Origin of the sequence: Pseudonocardia sp., from assembly GCF_025465255.1 — a bacterium.
Taxonomy (GTDB): domain Bacteria; phylum Actinomycetota; class Actinomycetes; order Mycobacteriales; family Pseudonocardiaceae; genus Pseudonocardia.
The window spans coordinates 21,586-37,456 of sequence record NZ_JAODNI010000061.1; the positions used below are offsets into that span (position 1 = coordinate 21,586).

General features: G+C 73.3%; 13 protein-coding genes and 1 pseudogene. 4 read left to right on the top strand and 10 right to left on the bottom strand.

Translation table 11 applies throughout. The features are described from left to right. Positions 1–314 precede the first annotated feature (314 nt). On the top strand, positions 315–1,607 hold the full coding sequence (locus tag JWP64_RS31395; RefSeq protein ID WP_366889484.1) for a C40 family peptidase: 1,293 nt from the start codon (positions 315–317) through the stop codon (positions 1,605–1,607). A 101-nt stretch (positions 1,608–1,708) separates the two neighbouring features. Here the strand turns inward: JWP64_RS31395 and JWP64_RS06270 are convergent, their stop codons facing one another. The 4 genes from JWP64_RS06270 to JWP64_RS06285 all read right to left on the bottom strand — a co-directional run bounded on the left by JWP64_RS06270 (position 1,709) and on the right by JWP64_RS06285 (position 6,743). Next, entirely contained in the window at positions 1,709–3,307 is a 1,599-nt protein-coding gene (locus tag JWP64_RS06270; protein WP_297493418.1) for a heme peroxidase family protein, read from the bottom strand. 496 nt (positions 3,308–3,803) lie between these two features. Further along, positions 3,804–4,298, bottom strand: coding sequence for a Rieske (2Fe-2S) protein (locus JWP64_RS06275; protein WP_297493421.1), 495 nt, complete (start codon positions 4,296–4,298; stop codon positions 3,804–3,806). Between the two features lie 340 nt (positions 4,299–4,638). Then, positions 4,639–5,223: a response regulator transcription factor gene (locus tag JWP64_RS06280; RefSeq protein ID WP_297493424.1), complete on the bottom strand. Its 585-nt coding sequence runs from the start codon at positions 5,221–5,223 to the stop codon at positions 4,639–4,641. A 203-nt stretch (positions 5,224–5,426) separates the two neighbouring features. Continuing rightward, the gene (locus tag JWP64_RS06285) at positions 5,427–6,743 is read right to left on the bottom strand and encodes a sensor histidine kinase (RefSeq protein ID WP_297493427.1); all 1,317 of its coding nucleotides are present in this window, start codon (positions 6,741–6,743) and stop codon (positions 5,427–5,429) included. A 438-nt stretch (positions 6,744–7,181) separates the two neighbouring features. Between JWP64_RS06285 and JWP64_RS06290 the strand changes: the two genes are divergently transcribed. Both JWP64_RS06290 and JWP64_RS06295 read left to right on the top strand, forming a co-directional pair. Continuing rightward, a complete protein-coding gene (locus JWP64_RS06290; RefSeq protein WP_297493430.1) occupies positions 7,182–8,294 on the top strand; it encodes a glycoside hydrolase family 16 protein in 1,113 nt (370 codons plus the stop codon). Between the two features lie 122 nt (positions 8,295–8,416). Then, a pseudogene (locus tag JWP64_RS06295) lies at positions 8,417–8,545 on the top strand (NlpC/P60 family protein); the annotation flags it as partial. Between the two features lie 145 nt (positions 8,546–8,690). Here the strand turns inward: JWP64_RS06295 and lepB are convergent. From lepB to JWP64_RS06325, 6 genes are all read right to left on the bottom strand, one after another. After that, complete coding sequence (lepB, locus tag JWP64_RS06300) at positions 8,691–9,185, bottom strand: signal peptidase I (RefSeq protein WP_297493433.1); 495 nt, start codon at positions 9,183–9,185, stop codon at positions 8,691–8,693. 23 nt (positions 9,186–9,208) lie between these two features. Further along, positions 9,209–9,751 (bottom strand): hypothetical protein, encoded by a 543-nt coding sequence (locus JWP64_RS06305; protein ID WP_297493435.1) that lies wholly within the window; start codon positions 9,749–9,751, stop codon positions 9,209–9,211. Next, entirely contained in the window at positions 9,748–11,325 is a 1,578-nt protein-coding gene (locus JWP64_RS06310) for a multicopper oxidase domain-containing protein (protein WP_297493437.1), read from the bottom strand. Before JWP64_RS06310 ends, JWP64_RS06305 begins: the two co-directional genes overlap by 4 nt. A 120-nt stretch (positions 11,326–11,445) precedes the next feature. Then, positions 11,446–12,723 carry a lytic murein transglycosylase gene (locus JWP64_RS06315; RefSeq protein WP_297493440.1) on the bottom strand — a complete coding sequence of 426 codons (1,278 nt, stop codon included), beginning with the start codon at positions 12,721–12,723 and terminating at the stop codon, positions 11,446–11,448. A gap of 513 nt (positions 12,724–13,236) precedes the next feature. Continuing rightward, positions 13,237–14,544, bottom strand: a complete 1,308-nt coding sequence (locus tag JWP64_RS06320) for an ATP-binding protein (protein ID WP_297493442.1) — start codon at positions 14,542–14,544, stop codon at positions 13,237–13,239. Then, entirely contained in the window at positions 14,541–15,221 is a 681-nt protein-coding gene (locus JWP64_RS06325) for a response regulator transcription factor (protein ID WP_297493445.1), read from the bottom strand. Before JWP64_RS06325 ends, JWP64_RS06320 begins: the two co-directional genes overlap by 4 nt. Positions 15,222–15,398: 177 nt before the next feature. Between JWP64_RS06325 and JWP64_RS06330 the strand changes: the two genes are divergently transcribed. Beyond that, entirely contained in the window at positions 15,399–15,869 is a 471-nt protein-coding gene (locus tag JWP64_RS06330) for a response regulator transcription factor (RefSeq protein WP_297493447.1), read from the top strand. Positions 15,870–15,871: the final 2 nt, after the last annotated feature.

Below are 15,871 nucleotides of genomic sequence, written 5' to 3' on the forward strand. Positions count from 1 at the left end.
CGTTGATCCGCTGGCCCCGGGAAAGGTGCCGTTGAAGCCGTAGATGGTGCTCAGCGGCAGGTCCGCTGGGTGCCTGCGTCAGCCGTTGTTGGAGTGGGCGAGACACCCGCAAATACGGGTACAGGAATCGTCGAAAAAGGACGATTCGGCGGTATTTCCGGGATGCCATGTCCGGATCGACCGTGAGACGGTCCGTCGGCCGGCAGCGGCGGGGACGACCCCGAAATTTGGGTGTCCGGCCCGCCACCGTTTGCGGGTTCCCGCAGCTCCGCGTCCCCCGAAGCATGCAGACAACAGGTTTTCGGAGGGATCGGATGGCCGATGGCCTCGACTACCGGTGCGACGCCGAGGTCGCACTCGACCGGTGCGACGACGAGTACGAGGAGTACGAGGAGTACGAGGAGTACGAGGAGTACGAGGAGTACGACGGGTCGCTGCACAACGACTGGTGGGGCACCTGCGACCGGCGGCGCCCCGATGTGGACGAGGTGGGGCCGCCGCTCCCGCCGCCCGAGAGCTCGCGCTACGCGCTGCTCGCCGGGGCGGTGGCCGTCGCGGCCCTGATCGGCCTGCTCGCGTTGCCGGTCGCGGCGACGGCTCCCGGCGTTGCCCCGTCGGGAGCCGTGGCCGATGTCGTTGCCGGGCCGGTGCCGGGCCCGGAGGCGCCGCTGATCGTGGCCCTCGCGGCCGAGAACAGCGGTCCGGGCGCCGACGTGTCGGTGACGACCGCCGATTCCGACGCGCGGGCCCAGGCCGCGATCACGTTCGCGATGAAGCAGATCGGCATCCCCTACGTGTGGGGCGGCGACGGGCCGGCGAGCGGGGAGGGCGGCTTCGACTGCTCCGGGCTGACCAAGGCGTCCTACGACTCGGCGGGGATCGACCTGCCGCGCACCGCGCACACCCAGTTCTACGCCGGGCCCCACGTGCCCGCCGACGCCGCGCTCAAGCCCGGTGACCTGGTCTTCTACGGCACGCCGCGACGCGTGCACCACGTCGGGCTCCACCTGGGCGGAGGGCGGATGGTGAACGCCCCGCACACCGGCGCGCTCGTGCAGGTCGCGTCCGTCCGGTGGGAGGGCGACGACTATCTCGGCGCCACCCGGCCGGCGGCCGGACCGGGCTCGCTGATCACCGGTCCGATCGACGCGGTCGTCGTCGCCCCGGTGCCGGGGCCGACCGCACCCGTGACCGACGAGTTCGTGGCGCCCCCGGCGGCGCTCCCGCCGGCCGCTGCGCCGGCCCTGCCGGCGACCGCGCTCCCGGTGGCTCCCGCACCGGCGCCGGTCGTGGCCCCCGCGGTCGTCGCCCCGCCGGCTGCGGCTCCGGCCGGCACGGTGCCGGCCCCGGCTGCCACGACGCCGCCGGCCACCTCGCCGGTGGTAGTCCCGAGCCCGACGACACCGGCGACCACACCGCCCGTCGTCGTGCCGGTGCCGCCGTCGCCGGCCACCACTCCTCCGCCGGTGTCGTCGACCACGTCGTCGTCGTCGCCGCCCCCGCCGTCGGCCCCGGTGGTCGTGCCCCCGGTGGTCGTGCCCCCGGCGGCCGTGACCGCCGCGGTCACGACCACGACCACGACCACGGCCGCCCCGCCCAGCCCGTAACCGGGCCGGGCGGCCTCGGGACGGCGGACGCCGCGATTCCCGTGGCCGGACGCCGGAGGGCCGGCCCGCAGGAGCCGCGGGCCGGCCGTTCAGAGGACGCCTCAGGAGGCGGGGACCACCACGGGCGCCCCGGCCAGCCGGAGGAGGTCGCCCATCCGGAACGACGGGCCGCCGACGGGGGTGAAGCCGGCCGGGGAGTTCCAGTACGACCCGAGGTCGATCTGCATCAGGCCGAGGATGACCTCGGCGACGATCCGCCCGCCCACGGGGCCGAGACGGCGACCGCCATCGAGCTCCGCCTCCCGGAGGCAGTAGAACCACAGTGGCGCCTTACCTCCCCACCGCGGGTCGGCCAACCCGAGCCGGTCGTTCGTGAGCGGGGCGGGCATCGTCGGAACCCGGGTGCGCATCGCGGCGGCGACGTCCTGGCCGGACGGGAGCCCGAGCCGCTTGCCCCGCAGCAGGTTGCGCTGGGCCAGCGCGATGATCGCGCCCGGGGTGTGGGCCACCACGGAGTCGGGGAGATCGTGCAGCGGCCGGGCCACCTGGGTGTCGATGAGCCGTGCCATGTTGCGGTCGTCGGGCGGCCGGACGCCGGGGATGTCGAAGAAGTAGTTCCAGTCGACGGTGGCGTCGGTGAAGAGCGGGCGGGAGCCTCGCAGGTCGCGGGGGTTCGGACCGGTCTCGGTGCTGAAGATGGGCAGCACCGCGGGATTGGGCGACAGCGACGTGTCATGCATCTCGTACTCGGCGCGGATGCCGCTGTGCCCCCAGCGGTAGGCGGCCACGGAGTACTCGATCGGCATCATCGGCCGCAGCGGGTTCCCCGGCCGGTAGAACAGCGTCCGGGCCCGGGTCCGCCGGCCCAGGGCGAAGATCATCTCGTCGAGAAGCTGCCGGCCGACGACGTGCGGCAGGAAGTCGTTCACGATGACCCACTGGTAGTGCCAGCGGGTCTGCTGCCGGGCGCGGGTGAAGTTCTTCTCGGTGTCCATGAAGTGGTTGTGCAACTTGATGAACGCCATCTGCATCTGGGCGATGATCAGGTTCTCGTCGTTGCGCGGGTCCCCGACGAACGCCGAGCCGTTCGCGCCGCGGGGCAGATCCTCGAGGCCGTTGGCGTTCTGGCGGAGCAGCAGGTAACCGGGCCGCTGCGGGTCGTAGAGCTCGGGGTTCGCGGTGGGACCGCCGCCGTAGACGGAGCCGAGATCGAACCGCGGGGTGTCGAAGTTCGTCAGCCCACGAGGGTCGACGCGCTGGTCGGCCAGCGGCGTGGCGTCCCGGGTCATGTCGTGGTCGATGAACTGGCCCAGGTAGATGAACCCGGCCGGCATGTCCGGGTTGTCCAGCCCGTCGGGGCGGATGTCGTCCTCGGCGCCGCGGGCCTCCACCATCCTCTCCGACAGCCCGACCAGCAGGTCGTCGTCCGGCGCGAACCCGGTGAGCTGCTTGAACATGGTGCCGAAGCGGGCCTCTCGCGCCCGGCCGAACCTGGCCACGACGTCGCTGCCCCGGGGGTCGCCGACGGCGTGCCTGCTGCGCGCCACACCCGGCAGCGGGCTGCCGTCCGCCGGTCCGACGGGCGGGCGCGGCGTCGGCGTGGGGGTCGGTACCTGCACGGGACCGGTCGCCGCCAGGGCCTCCGACGCGCCACCGGTGATGACCGTGGCCGCGGCCAGCAGCGCGGAGCCGGCAAGCATCCGCCGGCGCGACAGTCCACGGCGGCCGGGGCGGGAGTCGTGCCCCCTCGTGGCGTCGGCTCTTCCGCCGCACGTCTTGTCGTCTGTCATCGCCTGCCCTGCCCTGCTGTGGTGCGAACGGTCCCGATGCCAGGACGACTGTCGCAACCGGACGGCGCCGGGGGCAGCCCGACGGAGGGGGTTGGCCGGCCCTGAAAGCAGGGGGTATCGGCCGGTCACCCAGAGGCACCGGCTCCGCGAGTGCCCCGGTGTGCGGTGGAGGGGACGACCGCACACCGGGCTCTCGACGGCCGGCGGAGCGGGCCCGCCTCGAGGGGCGGGCGGGCCCGGGGAACGGGCCGGCCGAGAGATCGAGCCTGACAGCTGCGGCCCGACCGGCCCAGTGGACAAAGGTCCTAGTACCAGCCGGGCGACCACGGCGGATCCGGCCGCCGGACGTCGTCTCCGGGGCGAAGGACCGGGCCGGAATGCTCCGCCGCGGTCCTTTGCAGGATGCTCAGGCCAGGTTGATGCTGGTGCCCTCCACCGTCACCGGCATCGTCGGGAGCGGGGCCTGGGCGGGCCCGTTCGCGACGGTGCCGTCGAGGTGGAACTTGCTGCCGTGGCACGGGCAGTCGATCGTGCCGTCGGCCACCTTGTTCAGGACGCAGCCCTTGTGCGTGCACACCGCCGACAGCCCGACGAAGGTACCGGCGGTCGGCTGGGTGACCACGACCTTCCGGTCGGCGAAGATCTTGCCGCCGCCGACCGGGATGTCGGCCGTGGAGCCGAGTTCGCCCGCGCTGCCGGAGGCCGCGGTCGGGGCTCCCGCCGTCGGGGGAGCCGCGGCCGGGGTCGTGGCCGCCGAGCCGGGCGCGGCCGAGCTCGCGCACCCGGCGGCGAGGAGTCCGGCGCCGAGCGCGACGGCACCCGTCCCGGCGACGACCGCGCGCCGGGGCACGGGGCGCCGGACGTCCGTCACGGGAGGGAGAGGGGTGTTGTCCTGGGGCATCGAATCTCCTCGTGGTGGAGGGAGGGGCGAAGCCGGCGCCTGTCAGGCACGCGGAAGGAGGGGGCGCGGCGGGCGAGGACGGCTCCGCAGGCGATCGCGAGCGGGACGCTCGCCACGACCCAGGCGGCGAGCACGATCAGCAGGGTGGTCATCGGCCGGTGCGCCGACGCCCGGTGGACACGACGACCGCGAGGCCGGGCCGGACGAACGCCGCCGGGCCCTCGGTCGAGGACGTGCGAGGCATCTTGTGCTCCTGATCGTGACGGTGGGGCCGGCAGGTCCGGGCCTACTCGGGCGACCCTCGCCCAGCAGTGTGGACGGCGGCCATTGGCCATTGGTCCTACGACCCCGCCCGGGCGAGGTGCTCGCGGCCCCGGAGCGCGGCCTGGACCCTGTCCGTCGCCCCCAGGACACGGAAGACGCGGTGCAGATGGGCCTTGACCGTGCGCTCGGTGATGCCGAGCGTGCGGGCGATCTCCCGGTTGGAACGGCCCACGGCCAGCAGGCGGAGGACCTCCCTCTCCCGGGGGCTGAGACCGTCGCGCGGGGCGGCCGGCGGCCGGGGATACGCGAAGCCGCCGCCCGCCGCGCGCCGGATCGCCTCCAGCAGCACGTCCACCTCGGCGTCCTTGAGCACCACCTCGCAGGCACCGGCGTCCAGTGCCTCGGAGACCCGGTCGTCGGCAGAACCCGTCAGGACGACGACCTGGACCCGCGGGTCGTGGTCGACGATCAGCCGGGTCGCGCCGACGCCGTCGAGGACGGGCATGCCGATGTCCATGAGCACGACGTCCGGCCGGGTCCTGGTGACGAGATGCAGCGCCTCGATGCCGTCGGCCGCCGTCCCGACCAGCTCGATGTCCGGGGCGGTCTCGACGACCCGGACGAGTCCTCGTCGGACGATGGCGTGGTCGTCGACCACCATGAGTCTGATCATCGCGGTGGCCCCCGACGTCGGGTGGTCCTGCCGGCCGGGAGCCGACAGAGGCAGGGCCGGATGGCCCCTTGGTATACAAGATCGCGGTCGCGGGCATGATCCGTCCAGCCCATCGGTGGGGGGCCACGGGCCCTCAATGCGAGGGGGAGACGCGCCGTCCACGCACCGGGCGCCGGGCCCCCGTTCCCCGGTCACAGGGGCACCTCCAGCCGCAGGGCCGTTCCCCGGCCCGGGGCGGAGTCCAGGACGAGCACGGCGCCGTGCTGCGCGGCCAGCCCGCTCAACGCCTTCAGCCCGAGGTGTCCGGACGCGACGGGCCGGTCGGGCGCGGACCCCTTCCCGTCGTCGGTGACGCACAGGACGAGGACGCCGCCGTCCTGGCCGAGAGCGATCTCCACGGTGCTCGCCGCGGCATGCCGCACGACGTTGCGCAGGCCCTCCTGGGCCACCCGGAAGACCAGCTCGACCTGCTCCCGGCCGAGCGGGGGCAGCGGATCCCGGACGTCGAGGACCGACGTCGTGCCCGGCGGGACGAGCCGCGCCGCCAGGTCCGACAGCGCGGCCGGCAGGCCCTCGTCGTAGAGGTTCGGCGGGTAGATGTCCGCCAGGAGCGAACGCAGTGCGCGGACCGAACGGCGGACGGTGTCGGCCGACTCGGCGAGCTGTGCGGGTTCGACCCGGGCAGGGGCGCCCACCCGGGCGGCCGCCCCGAGTGCGAACGCGACGCCGGCGAGGTCCTGGACCACGCCGTCGTGCAGGTCGGCGGCGATCCGCCGGCGCTCGTCCTCGAGCGCGGTCAACGTCCGGCGCAGCATCTCCTCCCGCTGGACCCGGGCCCGGCGCAACCTGCGGGCCAGTACCGCCGAGATCGGCATCTGCAGGAGCTCCAGGAGGACGAGAGCGCCCACGCCGAGCGGGATGAACCGGGTCCAGACCTGCTGGGTCGCCTCGGTGACCCCCGCGTAGCGGGAGTAGGCCTCGAACAGCACCGGCACCCCGCCGGAGGTGCGCAATGGGAGGTAGACCTCGAGGAGGGGCACGCTGCGGTCCTCGAGCCGGTTCTCCGGGGCCGAGAGGTCCGACATCTCGGCGTCCGGGTGCCCGCCGTGCAAAGCCTCGATCTCTTCCGCACCGAGCCCGAACCGCTCTCCGATCAGCGCGGGCTCGTCGGAGTAGAGGATCCGCCCGGTTCCGTCCCAGATCTTCACCCGCACCATCGAGACGTTCAGGACCTTCTCGCGGACCGCCCTGTCGAGCCCCTCGAGCGCTGTCGGGTCCCCGGTGAGCACGCCGTCGGTCAGGACCGGGGCCACCGCCTCGTCGGCGGCGAGCTGGGTCGCGGCGATCGCGCCGTCGACGGCGTAGTCGGCGGCGACGATCCGGCTCGCCCACACGCTGCACAGCGCCACGACCAGCACGGAGATCAGCGCCGTGACGACGTACTGGACGGCGATGCGGGACGTCCGCACGGCCGGTTCGGCGCCGCGGACGTCCGAGGCGGGGCGCATCGACGCGGCCGGCGGACCCGGGAGCGGACCGGCGCCCGCCTCGCCCCTGCTGTGACGTCCGGCCGACCGGGATCGGCGAGTCCCCGTGTCGACGATCCGGAGCCCGGGCGGACAGGGCGGGACGCGCCCCGCGACATCGGTCGTGCGGTGTCCGGGGCGGGCCGTCGGCCCAAGGGTCGGACCGGACCGGCGACCCGGTTCGGGACCCACACACGAGCTCACGACGACACATGATCGGCCCGGCCGACTACACCGAACAGCCCAAATCGAGCGGCCTGTCGGCCCCCAAACGGAGGGGGCGCGGGGCACTCTCCGCGACGGACCCCCCAGGTGCGGGGGGCTCCGGCCCCCCTCCTCGGTCTGCCGCCGGAGCAGCCCAGGCAGCAGCGTGAGGGTCGATGTGTCCGATCGGCCGGACGCGCGAGGGGGGGAGTACCGATGGTCCTCAGGTTCGCGGTGGTCAAAGGGGTGGCAGCAGCGGTCTGCGTCGCCTCCGGGTCGGTCTCGCCCACGTTGCCCGCGACGTTCGCCCCGGCCGGGACCTGCTCCGCGGCGGACCCCGCCTCCACGTGCACGGTCCCGGCCGCGGCGCCGTTGCTCGCCGAGGACGCGACGGCGAGCACCGCCACGGACCCCGCGCCGGCCGCGGCGCTCACGGAGACACCCGCCGCTCAGGACACGGGCACCACCGCCCCCGAGACCGCGGCGACGGCGGACCCCTCGTCCGAACCGGCGACCGCCGACCCGAGCACCTCCGCCGACTACCAGGCCGGGTACGCCGCGGGATATGCGGACGGCCTCGCGCCGGGACAGGGGACGACCGGCGACGGCACCACGACGTCGGGCACGACGGGCACGTCCGGCACCACGTCGTCGTCTCGAACCGTGACGGCCACCTCCGCCCCCGGCGTCACCGCGGCGGCGAAGTTCGGCTGGGGCACGCCGTCGCGCAGCGACGAGTTCACGGGGGACCTGAGCCAGTGGGGCCTCTACGACGGTCCCGGGCACGCCGGCAAGGGCACCCGCAGCCCGGGTGCGGCGTCGATCCAGGACGGGGTGCTCGCCATCAACGGCGACTCCGCGGGCACCACCGGGGGAATGGCCTGGGGCAAGGGCGCGCAGTACGGCCGCTGGGAGGGCCGGGTGATGGCCCCGGCGAGCGACCCGTCCTACAACGCCCTCCTGCTCCTCTGGCCCGACGCGGAGAACTGGCCCGAGGGCGGCGAGGTCGACTTCATGGAGATGTCGGACCCCGCCCGGCAGAAGACGGACATGTTCCTCCACTACGGGGCCGGCAACTCCCAGCTCCACGGCCAGGTGAACATCGACGCCACGCAGTGGCACAACTGGGCGGTCGAGTGGACCCCCGACCACATCGCCGCCTTCGTCGACGGGCAGGAGTGGTTCCGCACCACGGACACCTCGACGCTGCCGCCCGGCCCGATGCACCTGACGATCCAGCTCGACTGGTTCCCCAAGGGGGGCAGCGCCACTCCGTCGGCGATGCACCTCGACTGGGTGCACTACTACCCCCTCACCGCCACGGGCTGACCGGCAGCACGCCCTGAGGACCGAGGCAGGGGACAGCCGGATGGGCCGCGCGCACAGGAGCGACGCCGGGTACGAGTCGCCGGACCTGCGCGGTGCCCGGATCCCTCGGGTGCGGCGGCACCGGCATCTACGTCTGGGGCGGCGACGGCCCGGCCGAAGGCGGGTTCGACTGCTCGGGCCTCACCACGGCGGCCTACGCTCCGTGGGGACGGCACCTCCGTCGAGGAGCGCCCCGCGTCGGGCACCGGTGAGCGCCCCGTCAGCGGCTGTCCCGAGCGGCCGGGTATCCGCGTCCGCAACCACGCCGACGAGCCCGCCGACGACGTCGTCGGCCGTCGTCACTCCGGCCGGTACGACTCCCTGACCGGGCGTCGACGGCCCGAACGGAGCCGGGGCTCAGCGTGCGGGCTCGTCCAGCGAACCCGGCCGCGGCCAGACCCGGACGTCCACGGTGCCGACGACGTCGGTGGCGGGCACCGGGCCGAACGCACGGGAGTCGACCGAGACCGCGCGGTGGTCCCCGAGCAGGAACAGCCGGCCGTCCGGCACGGGGTAGGGGCCGTAGTACACCCCGTTCTCCAGGCTCCGGTCCGCGTAGGGCTCGTCCACGGCACGGCCGTCGACCTCGAGTACGCCGTCCGAGATCCCCACCATGTCTCCGCCGACGGCGACGACCCGCTTCACGATCAGCGTCCCGTCCTGCGGATCGGGCACGACCACGAGGTCCCCCCGGGACACGGCTCGGCCGCGGTGGTCCAGCACGACATGGTCCCCGGGCTCCAGGGTGGGAGTCATGCTGTCGCTGGGTATGCGGACCAGCTCGAACGGCACGACACCGGTGGCCGAGCCGAGCCCGACCGCGACGACGGCCGTGACGGCGAGGGCCGTCACGACCGTCCGGAACCGCGGCCGGGTCAGCCGACCACGCCGGTCGCCCACAGCACCCAGACGCCGATTCCGACGACCAGCACCGCGTTGCCCGCCACCGAACGCAGCCGGTCGGGCAGGAGGGTGATCATCGCCGCGATGGTGGCCAGCTCGCACACCACGACCGTGATGCCCAGGAAGTCGGGGTCCTCGGGCCGGTCGGCGTGCGGCCCGATCTGCAGTCCGATCGTGCGGCTGTACACGTAGAGCACGACGAGCCCGACCAGGGCGGCCAGGCCGAGGCCGACCCGCAGGGGCGTCGAACCCCGGCGCAGCCCGGCGCCGGCGCCCGTCTGCACCAGGCCGACCACGATGAAGAACACCGCGAACGTCATCTGGTGCTGCACGTGTTCCAGGGCGGCGAGCAGGTGCAGCACCCCTGCGACGGTCACCGCGCCGGCCGCGACGAGGCCGGCGGTGACGGTCGGTACCGGGGAGCGGAGGGCTGACGAGCCGTCCTCGTCGACATCTCCGGGGTGGGCGGGGTGCGGGTCCACGACGGCCCGGGCCGCCGTCGTCCGGTCGGTCACAGCTTCAGCCCCGCGGTCCAAGGGAGGGCCGGCGCGGCCGTCATCGGGTCCGGCCCGGCGGTGCCGACCTCGAACTGGGTCATCATGTCGTGGTCCTCGTGCGGCAGATTGTGGCAGTGGACCATGTACCGGCCGGTCTGGTGCTCGAACTTCATCAGCAGCCGGACGGTCTCGTTCTCGCCGACGTAGACGACGTCCTTGGGGCCGAGCTCCTCGGGTCGCGGCGGCTTTCCGTTGCGGGAGAGAATCTTGAAGTCCACGAGGTGGATGTGCACCGGATGGAACCAGCCACCCGACTTGTTCGTGATCTCCCAGACCTCGACGGCGTCCTTGGCCGGGTTGGCGATGACCTTCCGGTAGCCGGAGGCGACGATCTGCTCCCACGTGACACCGTTGACGGACCACTCGCCGTTTCCGCGGATGACCTCCAGCTTGCGGGTCGCCGTCGACATCGACTCGGTGAGCCCCATCGCGGACGGGTTCGGGTTCAGGACCGACGGGACCTCGTTCTTGGTGCCGTCGGTCGGCTCCGCCGCCACGTCGAACGCCATGATCTGCTTCGTCGTGTCGTAGTCCGTGGAGTTCTTCACGCCGAGGTTCTGCAGGACGACCCGCTGCCCGATCTTGTACTTCGCGAAGTCGATCACGATGTCGTAGCGCTCGGCCATGCCGTGCCGGATCTCGGAGACCTGCTGCGGGGCGCCCATCAGCCCACCGTCCGTCGCGATCACCGTCATCGGCTCCCCGGTGGAGAGCTTGTACCGGAACCCGCGCGAGAGGGACGCGTTGAGGATCCGGAACCGGTACTTGCGCCGCTCCACGGGCATGCGCGGCCAAGGCTTGCCGTTCATTGTGATCACGTCGCCCCAGAGCCCGGAGTGGCTCTTGTCCTCGTACATCAGCTGGCCGTCCGCCGTGAACATCTTGTCCGACAGGATCAGCGGGACGTCGTAGCGGCCGGTGGGGATGGGCAGGCCCCGCTCCTGCGCGTCGGTCAGCTGGTACATCGCGGCGAGGCCCATGTAGGCGTTCTCCGCCGTGTGGGCGGCGCCGTGGTCGTGGTACCAGAGCGTCCGTGCGGGCTGCATGTTCGGGTAGACGTAGTCCTTGTACTGGCCCGGCTGGGTGATGTCGCTGGCGTAGCCGTCGTACTGCGGGAGCGAGGCCGACCCGTGCAGGTGCACCGACGTCCACGGCGTGTACGACCACCGCGGGTGCTTGGCGGGCAACCCGTTGACGTGCCGGACGACGACCTGTCGGCCCTGGCTCGCCATGATCGTGGGACCGGGGACCTGCCCGTCGTAGCCGAAGAGGTCGGTTCCGACGCCCGGCAGGATCTCGGCCTGCACCTGGCGCATCGACATCTGGTAGTAGTCCGTCGTCGCGTCGCTGCGGATGGGCTTGGCGACCGGGGGCACGACGAACGGGACGGTGAACGGCTTCGGGAGCTTGCTCTCGGCGATACGTGAGATTCCCTTCGCGCGCACCACGCGCTCGAACGGGAGCGCCAGCGCTGCGGCGCCGAGTGCGGAGACCTTCAGCAGGTCGCGACGGGAGACGGCCCGGGTGGACATCGTCGTACTCCTCGACTTGGTTCGAACTGTCGGTTTCGTCGAGTCTGCGGCGAGGAGGCTGTGCCGGGGCAGCCGTGGTTGGGGGGAACCGTGCCCCCCGACTCTGGGGGGTCTATGCGGTCAGCACTGCGTGACAGGAGGAGGCGAGGGCTCTGTCGAGGCGGGCGTCGCCGCGCCGGATGTCGTTGTCGCAGTTGAACAATCGCGCGCGGGCGAGCTCGGCGACACGGCGGACGCAGAGGTCGAGGGGGCCGGCGTGGTGCGCCGGACGGGCGGTGCGGACGTCGACGCGGCCGGGGGCGTGGACGACGTGGCGGGTGCGGACGGAGGCGCGGACGACGGGGCCGGCGGGGTGGTGACTGCCGGCGCCGGGGGCACCTCTGCGGGGACGGACGGCGGCAGAATCTCTGCGAGGACCGGCGCTGCGGGAACGGGCGCTGCGGGAACGGGCGCTGCGGGAACGGCCGTGGCAGGGGCGGCCGCGGACACCGGCGCTGCGGCGGGGAGGGGCACGGCGGGCACCGGGGGTGCCTCGGCGGCGAGGACCTTGGCGGCGCTGGCCGACACCGCCGGAATCGGCGCCGGTGGCAGGACGAGGCCGCCCGCGTAGGCGGCTGCGGCCGCGAGGACGTCCCGGACGTACTCCATGGAGGCGTTGTAGCGCAGCAGCGCCGCCGTTACGCCGTCTGCTGTGGACAGATCCCGGCCGCCCGAGCAGAGGAAGCGTCCCGCGGTGAGGGCGGCGTCGAACACGTTGTTCGGGTCGGCGGTCCCGTCACCGTTGCCGTCCGCCGCGTACGTGCGCCAGGTGCCGGGCAGGAACTGCATCGGGCCGACCGCGCGGTCCCACGCCGGGTCGGTGTCGAGGGATCCACCGTCGGTGTCCGACACCGTCGCGAACCCGTCCGACCCGGAGAGCTGCGGCCCGAGGATCGGGACGAGCGTCCTCCCGGCCGCGTCGATCTCGCCGCCCCCGGCATGGCCGGACTCGATCCGGCCGATGCCGGCCAGCAGCGACCACGTGAGCCTGCAGCCCGGAACCGCATCGGCGAGCGTCCGCTCCGCGGAGAGGTACGCGTCCTGGACCATCGGCGCGATCCCGACCGCGGTCACCGTCCCGCCGGTCGCTCCACTCCCGACGGGTCCCCTCTCGATGAGTCCACTCTCGACGGATCCTTCGCCGGTCGCGCCTTCCCCGGTAGGGAGGGAGGCGGGCAGGGCCGACGCGGCCCGGGTGCCGGCGCCGGTACTCGTGAGGAGGGCCGCCTTCACGGCGTCCGCGGTCGGGGCCACGACGCTCCCGACCGACGGATGCGAGGCGGACGCCGGACCGAGGACCAGCCAGACGACGAGCGCGATCCCCATCCGACGGCGTAGCACGCCTGCCCGCTCGAGCATTCGTCTCCCACCGTCGCACCGTGTCGTCGCGGGCGATCTTGGTCGGGAACGCGGCCGGGTGGCAGCCGAGGGTGGGGGTGGGTCGGACCCCCAGTTCTGGGGGACGCTCCTATGGATGGTCAAGCCGTGGCGGGTGGGTTTTCGAGCTGTCGGTAGAGCTGTCGGGTGTCGGTGGCCGCGACGATCGGTCCGACCCCGGACACGGCCAGCAGGTCCGGCCGCCAGGACCGCACGATCGCCCGGATCGCCGTTCGTGCTCGGCGGCCTCGTCCTCGCCTGGAGGGACGTGAAGGTCCCGGTCCCAGGTCGGAGCCGGCAGGACCGTGATGAGACACGCCGGCGGCTACTGGCGGTCAAGCTCCTGATCAGGGCAGCTACTCCGGGCGGGGCCGGTGCCGACAACAGCAGGTGGGCAAGTCCCCTGCAAGGCACCACAGCCAGCCAGACGAAGGGCCACCTACCGCTGTCACACACCAACCCGGCATCACCGGGCTGGTCACGCCATCCTCACAATCAGACGACGATCGCCAGCGGGAGTACCGCCTCGGCGACGGTGCCGCCGGCGGGCCCGGGCATCACGGAGAAACGGCCGCCGAGATCCATGAGCCGGTCGGAGAGCATCCGGATGCCGAAGTGACCGTCGTGCTGCCGGTCCGCCTCCGCGGCGGGGATGCCGACGCCGTCGTCGCACACCCGCAGCCGCACGGCCTCCTGCTCCGGCCCCAGGACCTCGAGGAGCACCTGCACGTGGGACGCCCCCGAGTGCTTGGAGACGTTCATCAGGGTCTCGCGGGCCACCCGGTAGATGCTCGCCGCCGTCTCCGGATCCAGCGTGGGCAGCGGCGCGACGTCGACGAGGACGTCGACGTTCCGTTCCCGCAGAGGCCGGACCAGGCCCTCGACGGCGACGGCGAGGCCGGGCCCCGACAGGTCGGGCGGGTAGATGTCGACCATCAGATGGCGAAGCTCGTCGACCGCCGAGCGCACCGCGCCCGCGACCGTGTCGGCGACGCCGCGGCGCCCGGGAGCGACCGACGTCCGGAGCGCGGCGAGCGCGTACCCCGCCCCGGCGAGGTCCTGGACGACCCCGTCGTGCAGGTCGGCCGCGATCTTCGCGCGCTCCTTGTCCGACGACGACAGCGCCCGCTGCAGCAGCCGCACCCGCTCCGCCTCCTGGCGGCGGACGCGCCGGGCGAGGGAGAGCGCGATGGGCAGCTGCACCAGCTGCAGGACGACCAGCGGGACGACGGCGAGCGCGACGAGCGTCCCAACCAGCGCCGCGGCCTGGCTGTCGACGCGCGCGGAGCTGAAGTAGGCCTCGAACGCATACCGGGTGCCGTCGGCCAGGGCCAGCGGCACGTACACCTCGACGAACCGCTCGTCGCCCGGCAGCACGCCCGCCTCGTCGGAGTCCTGGAGCTCGGCGCTCACGGTGTTCCGTTCGATCGCCGCAACGGCCTCGGCGGGCGGCGTCTTCCGCGTCCCGATGATGCGGGCCTGGTCGGCGTAGACGATCGTGCCGTCCCGCCGCCACACGTTGACCTCGCTGATCGAGCCGTCGCTGAGCCGGTTGTAGATCGCCACATCGAGCTCGTCACGGGCACGGGGATCGTCGGCCATCACACCCGCCAGCAGCGGTTCGACGACGAGGTGGGCCAGCCGGTCGGTGACGCGCTCGGCGTCCCGGAGCGCCTCGGCCCGCGCGACGGTCCGGCTCGCCAGCACGGCGCCGAACGCGATCACCGCGAGGACGATCACTCCGACCGTGATGAACGTCGTGACCTGGCGCCGGACCGGGGAGACCGGAGACCCGGCCCTCATCGCGGCTCGTCGAGCATGCCGAGCTCCTGCGCCTTGACGACCGCCTCCAGCTGGGAGCTCACGTCGAGCTTGGACAGCAGCGACTTCACGTAGCCGCGGCAGGTGTGCACGCTGATGCCCAGGACCCGCGCGATCGCCTTCGGCGCCATCCCGCGGCCCAGGCAGGCGAGGACGTCCCGCTCGCGCTGGGTCAGGCTCGGCATCGCCGGGTTCTGCCGGGTCGTCGCGCCGGTCAGGGCGAACGCCGACGGGGCGATGAGCATGCTCCCGCTGCGCGCCCGGCGCAGGACGTCCAGCATCTCGGTGAGCGAACCGTTCTTCGGGATGAACGCCGAGGCACCCGCCTGGGTCGCCCGCACCACCCAGTCCGGCTCACGGTGCGCGGTCACGACGGCGATCACGGTGTCCGGGGCGACCTCGCGGATCCTGCGGCAGGCGGCGAGCCCGTCCTGGCGCGGCATCTCGATGTCCATGATCACGATGTCCGGGCGCAGCTCCTGGACCAGCACGATCCCTTCCGCGGCGTTGGAGGCCGTGCCGACACAGCTCAGGCCCTGTTCGGTCGAGAGGGCGAAGGAAAGCAGCTCGGCGAAGGTCGTGTGGTCGTCGACGACGAGCACCCGCAACTCGGCGGGCGCCGCCTCCACGGTGGTCGTTTCCACGCTCGCGTCGTCCATGTGCCCCCCTCCGTCGCAGACGCGTCAAGGGAAGGCTCGGCCCTGGAACGAGGGTGTTACGTTCTGCCCCGTTTGCCGACATCAGCTTGCCCGGATCGGCCCCCGCGAAGTGCACTGGCGCCCGGCCGGCCGTTGGGGTGGGATCCTGTTTCGCAGGTCCTCGGGGAGGTGATCGGCATGGACACCGTCGCGGACGTGGGAGGCTCACCGGGCTCCGCCACGGGTGACGCCCCGGCTATCCGGGTGCTGCTGGTCGACGACAGTGCCGCCGTCCGCTTCGGCCTCAGCTCGCTGCTCGACTCGGTCGGCGGATTCACCGTGGTGGGCCAGTGCGCCGACGGCGCCGAGTGCGTCGAGGCCGCGAAACGCCTGGCACCGCACGTGATCGTGATGGACGCGGCCATGCCCGGTGTCGACGGCGTCGCCGCGACCGTCCGGCTCCTGGCCGCGGCTCCCGGTTCCCGGGTCCTCTTCCTGACGTCCTCGGTGTCGGGCGACACCGTCCGCCGGGCGCACGCCGCGGGCGCCGTCGGCTACCTCTCGAAGTCGGCCCCGCCCGACGACGTTGTGGACGCCATCCGGCGGGTGGCCTCGGGCGGTACCGCATGGTCGCCCGCGGCGGCCGCCGCGCTGGGCCGCGAGCGCTGACC

Bases quoted from the DNA above. Each gene is read 5' to 3' on its own strand.
- JWP64_RS06285 (WP_297493427.1), bottom strand. From the start codon at position 6,743: ATGCGCCCCGCCTCGGACGTCCGCGGCGCCGAACCGGCCGTGCGGACG.
- JWP64_RS06310 (WP_297493437.1), bottom strand. From the start codon at position 11,325: ATGTCCACCCGGGCCGTCTCCCGTCGCGACCTGCTGAAGGTCTCCGCA.
- JWP64_RS06290 (WP_297493430.1), top strand. From the start codon at position 7,182: ATGGTCCTCAGGTTCGCGGTGGTCAAAGGGGTGGCAGCAGCGGTCTGC.
- JWP64_RS06270 (WP_297493418.1), bottom strand. From the start codon at position 3,307: ATGCTTGCCGGCTCCGCGCTGCTGGCCGCGGCCACGGTCATCACCGGT.
- JWP64_RS31395 (WP_366889484.1), top strand. From the start codon at position 315: ATGGCCGATGGCCTCGACTACCGGTGCGACGCCGAGGTCGCACTCGAC.
- JWP64_RS06325 (WP_297493445.1), bottom strand. From the start codon at position 15,221: ATGGACGACGCGAGCGTGGAAACGACCACCGTGGAGGCGGCGCCCGCC.
- JWP64_RS06315 (WP_297493440.1), bottom strand. From the start codon at position 12,723: ATGCTCGAGCGGGCAGGCGTGCTACGCCGTCGGATGGGGATCGCGCTC.
- JWP64_RS06280 (WP_297493424.1), bottom strand. From the start codon at position 5,223: ATGGTGGTCGACGACCACGCCATCGTCCGACGAGGACTCGTCCGGGTC.
- JWP64_RS06330 (WP_297493447.1), top strand. From the start codon at position 15,399: ATGGACACCGTCGCGGACGTGGGAGGCTCACCGGGCTCCGCCACGGGT.
- JWP64_RS06275 (WP_297493421.1), bottom strand. From the start codon at position 4,298: ATGCCCCAGGACAACACCCCTCTCCCTCCCGTGACGGACGTCCGGCGC.
- JWP64_RS06320 (WP_297493442.1), bottom strand. From the start codon at position 14,544: ATGAGGGCCGGGTCTCCGGTCTCCCCGGTCCGGCGCCAGGTCACGACG.